Source organism: Streptomyces chilikensis, assembly GCF_001642695.1.
Taxonomy (GTDB): Bacteria; Actinomycetota; Actinomycetes; order Streptomycetales; family Streptomycetaceae; genus Streptomyces; species Streptomyces chilikensis.
In genome coordinates this window covers 994,495-1,008,825 of the sequence record NZ_LWCC02000005.1, presented here as the reverse complement: position 1 = coordinate 1,008,825, position 14,331 = coordinate 994,495, and the positions used below count along the sequence as shown (strand labels likewise).

Annotated in this window: 3 protein-coding genes and 1 pseudogene; 1 reads left to right on the top strand and 3 read right to left on the bottom strand. The window is 76.7% G+C overall.

Going from position 1 to position 14,331, the window contains the following annotated elements:
- A pseudogene (locus A2U95_RS33720) lies at positions 1 to 152 on the bottom strand (ABC transporter ATP-binding protein); the annotation flags it as partial.
- A gap of 180 nt (positions 153 to 332) precedes the next feature.
- Between A2U95_RS33720 and A2U95_RS04485 the strand changes: the two are divergent.
- Positions 333 to 1,226: a universal stress protein gene (locus tag A2U95_RS04485; protein WP_240957197.1), complete on the top strand. Its 894-nt coding sequence runs from the start codon at positions 333 to 335 to the stop codon at positions 1,224 to 1,226.
- Between the two features lie 50 nt (positions 1,227 to 1,276).
- On the opposite strand, the gene A2U95_RS04480 is transcribed toward A2U95_RS04485, so the two are convergent.
- Positions 1,277 to 12,529 (bottom strand): non-ribosomal peptide synthetase/type I polyketide synthase, encoded by an 11,253-nt coding sequence (locus A2U95_RS04480; protein ID WP_166020924.1) that lies wholly within the window; start codon positions 12,527 to 12,529, stop codon positions 1,277 to 1,279.
- Positions 12,468 to 13,787: an MFS transporter gene (locus A2U95_RS04475; RefSeq protein ID WP_166020923.1), complete on the bottom strand. Its 1,320-nt coding sequence runs from the start codon at positions 13,785 to 13,787 to the stop codon at positions 12,468 to 12,470. Before A2U95_RS04475 ends, A2U95_RS04480 begins: the two co-directional genes overlap by 62 nt.
- Between the last annotated feature and the right edge of the window lie 544 nt (positions 13,788 to 14,331).

Below are 14,331 nucleotides of genomic sequence, written 5' to 3'. Positions count from 1 at the left end.
AGGGCGGGGGTCAGGACCTCGGCCGGGGTGCCCCCGGCGACCGCGCGGCCGTCGCGCGGCACGAGCAGGCGGTCGCGGTACCTCGCGGCGAGGTCGAGGTCGTGCAGGGCGATCACGGTGGTGACCGGCAGGCTCGCGACGAGGTCCAGCAGGGGGTACGGCCCGGCCCCGCGGCCGGTCGCGGGCGAAGGCGGCGCGCGGCCGGGGTCCGGTTGCGCCGCCGCCCGTTCGTGAAACCCTTGAGGAGTCCGCATGACGGCGCCGTCATGCCCAGCGGCACGCCCGGGCCCGTGCCCGGTCGAGTGCCCCGGCACCCCATCGGGAGAAGGATCATGACCGGTACGACCATGACCGGTACGACCATGCCTGGTACGACGGAACGACCGGAGATCGTCGTCGGGATCGACCCGGCCGGGGACTGGCGCCTCCCCGTGGCCTGGGCGGCCGACCAGGCCGAGCGACGCCGCTCGGCCCTGCGGCTGGCGGTCTCCGTGCCTCCGCCGCGGGACACCCAGCACGTCGACGACACCCCCCGCCTGCAGGCGCAGACCCTCGCGGGCGGGAACGCGCTGGCCGCCGCGGCCGCCTGGGCGCACGAACGCCGTCCCGGGGTCCCGGTGACCACCGTGCTCCTCGGGGGCAACCCGGCGCAGGTCATGACGCGCCTGTCCGAGGGGGCGGCGATGGTCGTGCTCGGCTCCCGCCGGCCGAGCCGGACCGAGGGGCTCCTGGGCACGGGCTCCCCCGTCGTCCCCGTGACCGCGCAGGCGCGGTGTCCGGTCGCCGTCGTGGGCGACGCGGGACACGCGACGCGGGCCCCGTCCCACCTGGTCGTCGAGGTGGACGGAAGCGAGTCGTCGTGGGCCGCGCTGGCCTTCGCCTTCGAGGAGGCGCGGCTGCGGGGCTGTGAGCTGCGGACCGTGGCCGTCGGGCGGCCGCCCGTCCTCGCCGGGCGCCCCGGCCGCGCACCGCTGTTCCGGTCCGGGCGCCAACGGCTCACCGACGCCACCCTCGCGTGGGCGGAGCGGTACCCCGAGGTGCCCCTGACCCACGAGGTCACCGCGGGCCCGCCGGTCGAGGCGCTGGCGGAGGCCGCCGAGCACGCGCCGGCGGTGGTCGTCGGACGCCGGGGCCGCGGCGGTTGCACCGGGACGCGCGTGGGCCCCGTGGTGCGCGGACTCCTGCACCGGGCCCGCTGCCCGGTCGTGACCGTCCCCCGCGGGTGACCGCGGTCCCGCCGCGCCCCCGGAGGGGCGCGGCGGGAACCCCCACGGGCTCAGTCCTCGGGCCGGATGCCCGTGTCCAGCGCGCGCTCCGGCGTCCGGGCCGCCGCGCGCAGGTACGCGGTGAAGGTCCGCGCCCACTCCTCGACCGTCGCGGGGTCGAACAGGTCCGTGGAGTACTCGAAGGTGACCGTGATGCCGTCGTCCGCCGGTACCAGGACGACGTAGAGCTCGTTGCGCGCCACCGACTCCGTGGGCAGGTCGCGGACCGAGGCGGACACCGCCGTCAGGTCGAGGGCGGGCGGCGGCGTGGTCACCACGGTGAAGAGCACCGTGGGGAACAGCGCGTCCCCGGTGCCGGGCGCGGCCAGTTCCACGATCTCCGTCAGCGGCAGGTCCTGGTGGTCCAGCGCGGAGAAGAGCGTCGTGCCCAGCTGCCGCGCCAGGTCGGCGAAGGTGCGCGCCTCGCCGAGCCGGGCGCGCAGCGGGACGGCGTCCCCCAGCAGCCCGACGACGTCCGCCCGTTCGCGCCGCGTGCGGTTCGCACTGGACGCGGCGAGCACCATGTCGCCGCGCTCGCCGCACACTCCGGCCAGCCAGGCGGCGAACGCGGCGGCCAGGACGGAGTAGGGCGTCGTGCCGAGACGCGCCGCGGTGTCCGTGACGGCGCGGGACGTGTCACCGCCGACGACCCAGGTGCGCACGGCTCCCCGGCCGGACAGGGTCTCCGGACGCGGCCGGTCGTGGGGCAGGGCGGGGCGGAGGACCGCACCCTCCAGTTCGGCGCGCCAGAACCGTTCGGCCTCCGCCCTGCGTTCGCCGTCCAGCTCGTGCTCCGACCGCGCGAAGTCGGTGAACCGGGCGGCCGGTCCGGGCAGTCGCGGCGTGGTGCCGGACCGCCGCGCGTTGTAGAACTCCCCCAGGTCGCGCCAGATGATTCCCATGGACCAGCCGTCGCAGACCGCGTGGTGGAACACGGTGACCAGCACCCAGCGGTCCGCGCCGAGGCGCGCCAGGCGGAAGCGGAACAGCGGTGCGCGGTCCATGGCGAACGCGCCGGACGCCTGCTCCCGGCACCACCGCTCGACGGCCTCCTCGCCGTCCCCGGCCGGTGCGCCCGCCGGTGGGCCGAGGTCGGTGACCGGCAGGCGCACGGGCACCTCGGACAGCACCTCGACGACGTACTGCCCGTCCTCACGCCGCGCCGCCCGGCTGCGCAGCGCCTGGTGGCGCGCCACCAGGTCCTCCAGGGCCCGCCGCAGCGTCCCGGGGTCGAGGTCGCCGTGCAGGTCGATGCGGTGGGCGACGTTGTAGACGCTCGCGTCGGCGCGCTCGTGGTGACGCCGCCACAGCCGGCGCAGGGTGGCGGGCATGGGGGCGGTGTCCACCACCCGCTCCGCAGGCGCCGGCCGTTCGGCGCGCGCCGCGACGCCGCGAACGGTGGGGTCGCGGAAGAAGTCGGCCATGGTCAGGTCGACGTCCGCGTGCTCCGCCATGCGGTTCAGCAGGCGGATCGCGCTCAGGGAATGGCCGCCGAGGTGGAAGAAGGAGGCGGTCACCGGCACGTGGGGCACGCCGAGTTCCTCGCACCACACCTCGTGCAGCGTCTTCTCCAGGGGGGTGGCGGGCCCGGTGTCCGCCCGCGCCTCCGCCTCCGCCTCCGTGGTGTCGGGCGTGAGGTGCGGCAGGGCCGCGCGGTCCAGCTTCCCGGAGGCGTTCACCGGGAGCCGTTCCAGCAGCGCCCAGCGGCGCGGGACCAGGTGGTCCGGGAGCACCGCGGCGAGCGCCGCGCGCAGCCCGCGGACGCCGTCCCGCACGGGCGACCGCGGAGCCTCGGCCGCGGACACGGGCACCACGTAGGCGGTGAGTTCCGCGTCGCCGTGCCGGTCCCGGCGGGCGACGACGGCCGCGTCGCGCACGCCGGGGAGGGCGGTCAGCGCCGCCCGGACCTCGCCGGGGTCGACCCGATGGCCACGGATCTTGACCTGGTCGTCGGTCCGGCCGCAGTACTGGAGGGTGCCGTCCGCGCGCCAGCGTCCGAGGTCCCCGGTGCGGTACAGCGTCCCGCCCGCGCCGTCGTCGAGGAACGCGGCCGCGGTCTCCTGCGGCCGCGCGTGGTAGCCGTGCGCCACGGGAACGCCGCCCACGTGGATCTCGCCGACGGCCCCGACGGGTGTCTCCCGCCCCGCGTCGTCCAGCAGCCTGACGGACGCCCCCGGCACCGGCGTGCCGATGGGCGGCCACTCCTCCGCGTCCGGGTCCACCGCGTGCGAGGTGACGATGACGGAGGTCTCCGTGGGCCCGTACTGGTTGTGGAGCGCGCAGTCCGGGTGCGCGGCGAGGAAGCGGCGGAAGGAGCCGGTCAGCCGGAGCGGCTCACCCGCCGAGAACAGCTCGCGCAGGGACGGGAGCCGGGGCCGCGTCCCGATCAGGTACGTGAGCGGGGTGCAGGGCATGAACATCCGCTGCACCTCGTGACGGCGCACCGCTTCGGCCACGGCCGCGGGGTCGTGCCGCACGGCGTCGTCGATCAGGACGAGCGGGGCCCCGGCCGCCAGCGTGGTGAAGATCTCCTGCACGCTGACGTCGAACACGGGTGAGGTCCACTGCAGGGTGCGCAGCGCGGGATGCCGCTCGAGGTGTCCCCGGACCAGGTTCGCCGGGCCGCGGTGGGGTACGACGACGCCCTTGGGACGGCCCGTGGAGCCCGAGGTGTAGATGCAGTAGGCCGGGTCGTCGGGCCGGGCCCCGTCCTCCGGGGGGCCGTCCGGGAGCTCGCGGCCGGCCTCGTCCGCGTCGGCCGTGCCGGCCTCGTCGACCCGGTGCACCGGGAGCAGGTCCGCGAGCCCCGGGTGCGGCGCGAGGGTGGTGTCGCGGGCCAGCAGCAGCACGGGCGCGCCGTCCTCGAGGAGCGCGGCCAGCCGTGGCGTGGGAACGGACGGGTCCAGGGGCAGGTAGGCGGCGCCCGTCTTGAGCACGGCCAGCAGTGCCGTGATCAGGTGGGGGCCGCGGGGCAGCAGCACCGCCACGCGCTGTCCGCGCACCGCGCCCCGGGCGCGCAGCAGCCGCGCCAGGCGGTTCGCCCGCGCGTCCAGCTCGGCGTACGACACCCGCTGCTCGCCGTCGACGAGCGCGACGGCGTCGGGCGTCCGCCGCGCCTGTGCCTCGACCATGCCGTGCAGGGTGTCCCCGGCGGGGGGCGGCGGTTCGTGCAGGCGCCCCAGCCGGGCCAGCGCGGCGCGGTCGGCGCCGGTGACGGCGGTCAGGTCGGTGAGGCGCGCGCCGGGGTCGTCGAGGGCGCGGCGCAGCACCTGCTCGACGTACTCCACGAAGCGGCGCACGGTGGCTCCGTCGAAGAGGGCGGTGTCGTACTCGACCATGAGGCGCACGCCGTCCGCGTGGCGGGTCAGGTAGACGCTCAGGTCGAACGGGGCGCGGGCGCTCGGCACGTCGAGCAGGGTCGCCGTCAGCCGGGGCGGGTCGAAGTCGGCCCTGCCCTCGTTCTCGTACTCCACCATCACCTGGAACAGCGGGTTGCGCCCCGGGTCGCGGGGCGGGTTCAGCGCGCCGACGAGTTCGTCGAAGGGGACGCCGCGGTGTTCGTAGGCCGCCGTGCTGCCGTCCCGTACCCGGCCCAGCAGCGTCGGGAAGTCCGGGTCCCCGGCGAGGTCCAGGCGCAGCGGCACGGTGTCGAGGAAGACGCCGACGTGGTCCTCGGCGCCGGCCGGGCGGGCGGCCACGGCGGTGCCGATCACCAGGTCGTGCTGTCCGCCGAACCGCCCGAGCACCGCGCCGATGGCACTGGTCAGGGCCATGAAGAGGGTCGCGCGGTGTCCGGCGGCGTAGGCGCGGAGCCCGTCGACGAGGCCGGCGTCCAGGGCGTGGGTGAGGCTCGCGCCCGCGCCGGACCGGACCGGCGGGCGGGGCCGGTCGGTGGGCAGGGACAGGTCCGGGGCGTCCCGGAGCGTGTGCCGCCAGAAGTCGAGCGAGGCGGCGAGCCCGGCGGCGTCGGGCCGCGCCGCCGGGGGCGGTTCCGGGAGGGCCGGCAGCCCGGGGTCGCCGTTCCCCCGGGTGCGCGCGCGGTAGAACGCGGCCAGGTCGCGGACCAGGACGGCGGTGGAGGAGGAGTCGAAAACGATGTGGTGCGCGAGCAGGAACAGCAGGTGCCGGTCCTCCGACAGGCGCAGCAGCCGGGCCGTGAGCAGCGGTCCGGAGGTCAGGTCGAGGCTCCGGCGGCCGGCGGTCTCCAGCGCGGCCCGCAGGGCCTCCTCCTCCGTCGCCCCGCCGTGGTCCTCGACCGGGCAGTCGAGTCCGGCGCTGTCCCGCACCTCCTGGTACGGCACCCCGCCCCGGTCCCCGAACACCGTGCGCAGCGCCGGGTGCCGTTCCTCCACGCGCCGCAGCGCCCACCGCAGCGCGGGCACGTCGAGCGGGCCGTCCAGGCGGACGGCCTTGGGTTCGTGGTACATGGCGGTGCCCGGGTGCAACTGCTCCAGGAACCAGATGCGGCGCTGCGCGGGCGTGAGCGGCATCCGCTCCGGCGCCCCGGGTGCCGTCCGCCCGCCGGCCCGCCCGCTCCGCCCGCCGCGCCGGACGCGGTCGAGCACCGGCAGGGAGGCCAGGACCTTGTCCTTGGGCACGCCGAAGTCCACGAAGCAGGCGATCTCGTCCGCTCCGGCCTCCACGAGACGGCGCACGGTCCCGGCGGCCGTCCGCTCGTCGCCGATGAGGGCGCGCGAGGCGCAGTAGCGCTCGTAGGCGCGTCCGAGCAGGAACTCCACGTCGCTCTCGGGGGTGTTCTCCAGGTCCACCTCGAAGCCGAGGCTGTTGGTCACCTGGTTGAAGAGGGAGAGCGAGGAACGCAGGTAGGAGACGAACGGCCGGTACGCCTCGGCCCGCGCGCGTTCCGCGTCCTCCTCGAGGTAGGTGTGCACCAGCACCACGACGCGTCCCGCGGCCGGGTCGAGTCCGTGCTCGGCACGGGTGCGCCGGTACAGCGCGATGTTCTCCGCCAGTTGCTCGACGGTCTGCGACATCAGGTTGGTGACCACCCCCAGGTCCTCGGCGGCTGCCCGGCGGTAGCTGTCCGGGTTGCCCACCACCGCCACGGACAGGGGGATCTCCCGCTGCACCGGGCTCGGGTGCAGCCGGATGCCGACGGGTTCGCCGTCGCCCGCCGTCATCGTCACCGGCTGCCCGGACCAGAGCCGCCGCACGGTGGCCAGCTGCTCGTACATCACCTCCCGGTGCCGGCCGAAGTTCTGCGGGGCGAGCGCGAAGTCGGTGGCGTGCCACCCGCTGGCGAAGCACAGGCCGACCCGGCCGGCGGAGATGTTGTCGACGACCGACCATTCCTCGGCGACGCGGACCGGATGGTGCAGCGGCAGCACGACGGAGCCCGCGTGCAGCCGGATCCGGCGGGTGCGCGCCGCGAGCGCGGCGGCGAGCACGGACGGGTTGGGGAAGAGCGCGCCGAAGGAGTTGAAGTGGCGCTCGGGGAACCACAGGGCGTGGAAACCCTGCCGGTCGGCGAACTCGGACGCCTCCATGATCAGCGCGTACTTGTCGTGGGTGGCGCTGTCGGGGTAGTCGCCGAAGAAGTAGAGGCTGAAGTCGCAGCCCGCGGGAGACGCCGGCAGGGGTGCGGGGCGCGGGGCGGGAACCGGCACCGGCAGCGGCGCCGGGGCCCGGCCTTGGGGCTCGGCCCGGGTCTGGGCCTCCGGCCGGGCCGTGGGCGGCGCGGAGGCCGGGACCGGGGCCGGGGCCGGGGGTGTCACCGGGGCGTGGACCGGGGGCGCCGTGAGGGGGGCCGTGGGGACCGGCGCCGCGGCCGGTTCGCGGCGGGTGGCCGGCGCCGCGGCCGTCGGCGACGGCGGCGCGGGGGTGGACGCGAGCAGGTCGAGCTGGCGGGAGAGCAGACCGCCGACCTGGTCGACGAGCTGCCCGGCGACCCGCAGTTGCTGTCCCAGCAGGGCGTGCAGTTCCGGGGTGGCTCCGGGTTCCGGGGGCGCCACGGGCACGGCCGCCTCCCGCGCCTGCGCGTCCTCGGCCGTGGCCCCGGCACCGGCGGTCGGGGCGTCCGCCACCATGGCGCCGGCCGTCGGGGCCTCCGCCACCATGGCGCCGGCGGTCGGGGCCTCCGCCATCCCGGCATCCGTCTGCCGGGCGCCCGTCCCCGCTTCCGCTTCCGCCCCCGTCTCCCGCGCCAGGCGCTCGGCAAGCCTGCGCGGGGTGTCGGCGGAGTCGAACAGTTCCCGGACCGGGACGCGCACCCCGTGCCGCTGTTCCAGTTCCGTCGTCATGCTCATCAGCACCAGCGAGTCCGCGCCCAGCTCGAAGAAGGAACTGTCGGGCGTGACCTCGGCCACCTCCCTGCCGAGCCTGTCGGCCGTCAGCCGCCGTACGGAGAGCAGGAGTTCGCCGGTCATGGTGGGCTCCTCGGAAGCGGTGGGCCGGTTCCCGGGCGGTTCGGGCGCCCGGTGGACGTGGGACGCGCGCGTCGCCGGGTACGCCACCCGGCGCCGCCCGAGCGGGTGTCCGGGCAGCGGGACCCGGCCCCCGCCGCGGGTGAGCGCGTGCCAGTCCAGGTCGGCGCCCCTGCCGTACAGCGAGCCGAGGGCGGCGAGCAGCCCCCGCACCTGGTCCGCCGCGCCGCCGTCCTCCCCCTGCCCCCGCAGCCAGCGGCTCCCGGGCACGCAGTGCCGGCCGAGTCCGGTGAGGGTGTCCCCGGCCCCGATCTCCACGAAGTCCGCGCAGCCCTGCTCCACGGCCGCGGCCATGGCCAGGTCGAAGCGGACCGGCCGCAGCGCGTGACGGAGGAGGTGGTCCGCGTCGACCGTCCGTCCCGCGGCGCGGACCTCGCCGTCGGCCGTGGTGACCAGCGCGGTGTCCAGCGGGCGGTACGCCACCTTCTCGGCGTGCCGCCGGAACTCGCCGAGCGCCGGCTCGATCGCGGCGGTGTGGAACGCCCGGTCGACGGAGAGCCTCCGCGACCGCAGCCCCTCCTGGTCGCACAGGCGCGCCGCCTCGTCCACGGCCTGCGGCGGACCGGCGAGCACGTGGGCGCGCGGGCCGTTGACCGCGGCCACCGCGGTACCGGTGGCCCGCGCGACGCGCTGCGCGGTCCGGGCGTCGGCGCCGACCGCGAGCATGCCGCCGGGAGGACACGCGGTGTGCATCAGGCGCCCGCGCCACGCGGTGAGCCGCAGCCCGTCCTCCAGCGTCAGGGCGCCGGCCGCGTACAGCGCCGCGTACTCGCCCACGCTGTGTCCGAGCACCAGGGCGGGGCGGATCCCGAGGGCGCGCCACACGTCGGCCAGCGCCGCCTGGTGGGTGAACAGGGCCGCCTGGGCGGTTCCGGTGGACCAGACCTCGCTCCCCGCGCCCGGCTCCTCCAGCAGCAGCGGCAGCAGGCCCCCGCCGAACTCCTCGGCGTGGATCTGCGCACATCTCTCCAGCGTCCGCCGGGCGGCCGGGAACGCGGCGTACAGTCCGCTCGCCATGCCGCGCCGGGCGCTGCCCTGCCCGGAGAAGGCGAAGGCGACCGGCCCGAGCGGTGGCCCGGATCCCACGTCCTCCGAGGGCCGCTGCGTCTCCAGGCTCCGGGCGAGCTCCTCGGCCGTGGCGCCCACGACCGCGGTCCGGGCGGGGCGGTGCGGTCTGCCGAGCGCCAGGGTGGCGGCCACGTCGCGGGCCCGGAGGTCCGGCCGCTGCCGCAGCCGGTCCCGCACCAGGCCGGCGAGCCGGCCCAGCGCGGAGGCGTCGCGGGCCGACAGCGGTACGAGGACGGGCAGTCCGGGTCCGCCGGGGGCCGTCGCCTCCGTGGGCGGGGCCTCCTCCAGCACGACGTGGGCGTTGGTGCCGCCGACGCCGAGCGCGCTGACCCCGGCGCGGCGCGGCACGCCGTCCGGCACCGTCCACGGCCGCAGCTCGGTGGCCAGCCGCAACGGGCCGCCGTCCAGGCGGATCCCGGGGTTGGGCCGGGTCAGGTGCGGTGTCGGCACCAGGGTGCGGTGACGCAGCATGAGCACCGTCTTGACGAGGCCGGCCATCCCGGCGCAGGAGTCGGTGTGCCCGATGTTCGGCTTCACCGAGCCGACCGTGCAGAAGCCGGTGCGCCGGGTTCCCTCGCCGAGCGCCCTGCCGAGCGCCTCGAGTTCCACCGGATCACCGAGCCGGGTGCCGGTGCCGTGCGCCTCCACGTACGAGATCGTCTCCGGCGGCACCCCGGCCCGGCGCAGCGCCTGGCGTACCACCTGGACCTGTCCCGCGACGCCCGGGGCGGTGAAGCCGACCTTGCCCGCTCCGTCGTTGTTGACCGCGGAGCCCAGGATCACCGCGTGGACCGTGTCGCCGTCGGCCAGCGCCCGGTCGAGCCGCTTGAGCAGGACCGCGGCCACGCCGTTGCCGCCGACGGTGCCGTCGGCGTCGGCGTCGAAGGCGCGGCAGCGACCGGTGGGTGACAGGATCGAGCCCGGCCGGCTGCGGTAGCCGGTCTCCTGCGGCAGGTGCACGGCGGCGGCCCCCGCGAGCGCCAGGTCCGCCTCGCCGCCGAGCAGCGCCTGGACCGCGAGGTGCACAGCGACCAGCGAGGTGGAGCAGGCGGTCTGCACGCCGATGGCCGGTCCGGTGAGCCCGAGGCGGTAGGCGACGCGGGTGGCGAGGAAGTCGGGCTGCTGTCCGACGGTCGCCTGCATGCCGACGGCGGGGTCCGTCCGGTCGTGCGGCTCCCGCGGCGCGCCGTCCGCGGGCGGCTGCTGGTGGTCGTACAGGTGCATGCCGGATCCGGCGAACACGCCGATGGCGGTGTCCGGTCCGGCCGCCGCGTAACCGCCCTGCTCCAGGGCCTCGTGGCAGACCTCCAGGAACAGGCGGTGCGCCGGGTGGGTGAGTTCGGCCTCCCTGGGGCTCATGCCGAAGAAGTCCGCGTCGAACTCCTCGACGCCGTCGAGGATTCCGGCGGCCGGCACCAGGTCGGGGGCGGCCCGCTGCTCCGGGGTGAGGCCCGCGGCCGCGAGCTCCTCCTCGCCGAACACCCGGACGCTGTCCACCCCGCCGCGCAGGTTGGCCCAGAACCGTTCGGGGGTGTCCGCGCCCGGGAAGCGGAGCGACAGCCCGACGACCGCGACACGCCGGTCGCCGGCATCCGGCGCGGGGGCGCTCGCCACCGGGGCATCCGGCGCGGGCACGTCCGGCACCGGGACATCCGGCGCGGGCGTGCCCGGCACGCAGGCGCCCGGCACGCAGGCGTCCGGGGCGGAAGCACCCGGCGGCGCGGTGTCCGGCGCGGCGGGCCCCGGTCCCGCGGCGGGTGCGGGTTTCGGCTCCTCCCGCGCCCCGGACGCGCCGGACAGGTGCGCGGCGAGGGAGCGGGCCGTGGGGTGCTCGAAGAACGCGGTGTGGGCGACCGGTGTCCCGAGCCGTTCCTCCAGCCGGGTCCGCAGGCGGACCAGGAGCACGGAGGTCAGCCCGAGCTCGTAGAACGGCACGTCGGCGTCGGCCGCGCGCCCCAGGACGGCCGCGAGTTCCTCCCGGACCGCCGCCGTCACCGCGTCCGGGTGCGGCCGTGCGGCCGGGGCGGGCCCGCCGGCCGTGTCGGGGCCGCCCCCGGTGAGGCGGTCCCGGAGCTCCGCGCGGCGCACCTTCCCCGCGGGCGTCCTCGGGAACTCCTCCGCCGGAACGGGCAGGACGTGGGCGGCGGTGAGCCTGAGCCGGGTGAAGAGCGCCGCCCTCACCTCGTGCGCGATGCGCGCGTCCTCCGCGGCGCCGCGGCTGACGAAGAAGACGGCCAGTTCCTCGGTCCCCCGGTCCGGGGAGGGGATGCCGCAGGCGGCCACCTCGCCCGGCCGGACGCCGTCGACGGCGGTGGCCGCCTCCTCGACCTCGTGGCAGTACAGGTTGTGCCCGTTGAGGATGATCAGGTCCTTGCGCCGGCCGGTGATGACGACCTGTCCCCCGTCGAGGAAGGCCAGGTCACCGGTGTCCAGCCAGTCCGGTCCGGCGGGGAAGGCCGTGGCGTCCGCCTCCGGGTCGTCCACGTAGCCGGGGGTCAGGCGTGCGGGCGAGCGGACCTGCAGGCGGCCGATCCGCCCGGGCGGCATCAGGTCGCCGCCGTCGTCGACGATCCGCAGGGTCACGCCGTGCGCCGGGGAGCCGGAGGCGACGAAGGTGACGCTGTCCTCCTCCGGGGTCGGCTCGCCGGCCCGCACCAGCTCGCCGCCGAGGCTGCTCTTGAGCAGGCGGTGCACGGTGCCGGGCCGGTCCAGTCTGCCGTAGGTGACCGCCGTGACCGTCTCGGCCATGCCCCACGCGGGGACGACGTGCCCCTCCCGGACGCCGTACCGCGCCGTCGCGTCGAGGAAGCGGCGCAGCACCGGAAGCGCGATCCGCTCTCCTCCGCACACCAGGGACTTGAGGCCGCTCAGGTCCCACCGTCCCTCCTCCCGCCGCCCGGCGAGCGCGTCCGCGACGAGCTGGTAGGCGAAGGTCGGCGCCCAGCCGTGCCGCGCCCGGTGCTCGTGGAGGAGGTCGAGCCAGCGCAGGGGGTCGGACAGGACCAGGTCGGTCGGTGCGTGGACGTTCGTGCAGCCGGTGAAGACGGCGAGCAGGTGGTACAGCAGGAAGGCGCCGCTGTGGTCGACCGGCAGCCAGTTCACCATGGTGTCGTCCGGACCCACGTCCAGGATCCGGCGGGTGCTCGCCGCGAAGTCCGCCAGGCCGGCGTGCGTCAGCCGCGCCGCCTTGGGCACGCCGGTGCTGCCGGAGGACAGCATCAGCAGGGCGGTGGCCGACGCGTCCGGCGCGGCGAAACCGTCCGCGGGCGGCGCGTCCAGGTGGTCCCGCGCGAGGCCCACGCGCAGGCCGGGGGCGGCTTCGCCGAGCGCCGCCGCGCCGGCCGCGTCGCTCAGCACCAGCGGCCGGTCCAGCAGCCGGGAGACGTGCACCAGGCGTTCGAGGGCCGGGGAGCCCGGCAGCGGGGACTCGGCGACGGCGACGGGCCGGGCGCCGCCCAGCACGCACGCCCAGAAGGCGGGGAAGAACTCCTCCAGCGGCAGCCCGCACAGCACCACCGCGTCTTCGGGGCGGACCCCCCGCTCCCGCAGTCCGGTGAGCAACCGGCGTGCCGCGTCCAGCAGTTCGGGGTACGACCGCGAGGTCGTCGTGCCGTCGGCGGCGACCGTCACCACGGCCCCGCCGGAACCGGACCGCGCGGCCCGCAGCAGCGCCTGCACCGCGTCGCGCGGATCACCGTCCGTGCGAACCGGCTCGGGACCCCGGCAGACCGCCTGCCCCTGTACGCGTTCCATGCGAGTCCTCTCCCTCGTCCTCTTCTCCGGCCGTGGAAGGCCGCGAACCGGTCGCACCACGCCTCCTGACCGTGCACAGCAGCAGAACCAGCGCCGCGCACACCGCCGCGCCGTGGAAGACGGCCACGACGGCGAGGGCGGACCAGGTCTCCAGGGCCGCCGCGGCGGCCACCATGCCCAGCGCGAACCCGGACTGCTCCGCCACGGCGGACAGGCCGAACAGCCGCCCGCGCTCCCGGTCGGGCACCGCCTGCAGTCGCGAGGTGTAGACGATCTCGGTCCAGCCGTCCGCGAACCCGGCCGCCGCGGCCGCCGCCACCCACGCGAGCGCGGGCAGCCCGAGGAAGGCCGCCACGAACGACAGGGACATCGCGCAGGTGCCGAGGACGAACGAGCGTTCTCCCCAGGCCCTTTCGCTTCGCCCGCGTTTCAGCGCCAGGTGGGCGAGGACGGTGCCCGCCGCCCAGGCGGTCCAGAACTGGGTCATGACCACCGCCGGCTCGGCCGGACGGGTGGCGTGCGCCACCACGGGGAGCGCCACGTTGTGGGAGGAGGACGCCAGGGCGTCGATCCCCCTCAGCAGGATCATGCCGAGCAGGAGGAGGGGCAGACCCGCCACGACGCCCTTCAGGCGTCCGCCGCCGCCCCCGGCGGGCGGGGGCCCCGCCTTCCCCCCGGCGGGCTCCGCGGGCGGGTCCGCACGGTCCGTGTGCGGTCGCAGCGCCAGCAGCACGGCGGCGGACACCGCGAAGCTGACGCCGTTGAGCGTGAACGCGAGGGCGTAGCCGCCGGATCCGATCACCGGGGCCGCCGAGGCGAATCCGAGCACCGTGCCCAGGGACCGCCCCGTCACCAGCATCCCGTTGGCCCGGGTGCGGGCCTCCTCGCCGACCATGACCGGAACGGCGCTGCGCAGGGAGACGGTGAAGAACGTGTTCCCCGCCCCCAGCACCACCACCGCTGCCCCGAGCAGCCACAGCGGCGTGTCCTCGGCGCACAGCGCCATGACGCCCATGGCCACGCCCTGGGCGGCATCGGCGCCGATCATCACCGCCCGGCGGCCGGCACGCCTCGACAGCGCCCCGGCGAGGAGGCCCGCCGCGAAGCCGGACACCAGCCGTAACGCCGCGACGGCGCCGACACCGAACGCCGTGCCGGTGACCTCGTAGGAGAAGAGGCTCAGCGCGATCAGGTTCAGGTAGTTGCCGTACGCGGACGCGGCGTATGCGGATGCGACCGCCCGGAAGCGGTGGTTCACGCCGTCCACCCCGCCCTCCGCCGGTCGACCGAACTCCCCATGAACACAGGCGTGTTCGATCGTAGTCAGCGCGGTGGACCCGTACTTCCCCTCCGAACGGTCCGGCCCGCGGCCCTTCCGCCCGCCCGGACGCGGGTTCCCCCGGGCCGAACAGGCCGACGACCAGCGGTTCTCCGCCCGCCGGGGCGTGCCGCACGGCCGCGGGACGTCTGCCGGGCCATGGCCCGGCGGGGACCCGATGGGTGCCGTTCTCCTCCGACTCTCCAGGGATCGCTCACCGGTTCTCCGGCGGACGCCGGGCCGCCACCGTCCGCCGGCCGGACCTCACCGGCCGGGCCACGCGTCCGGGTCCGGTCCCGGGCCGGCGGCGAGCGCCGGCCAGGACGCCTCGAAGTCCCCCCGCCCCGCGGGCCGTGCGTGCGTTCCGCGCCGGTACGGGTGCGCCTCGGCCGGGATCCCGAGGTCCTCCAGGCGGCCGACGTGTGCACGGTGCCGCTGCAGGACGCGGCGGCCCCGAAGGCGCCGGGTCCGCGCGCCGCGCACC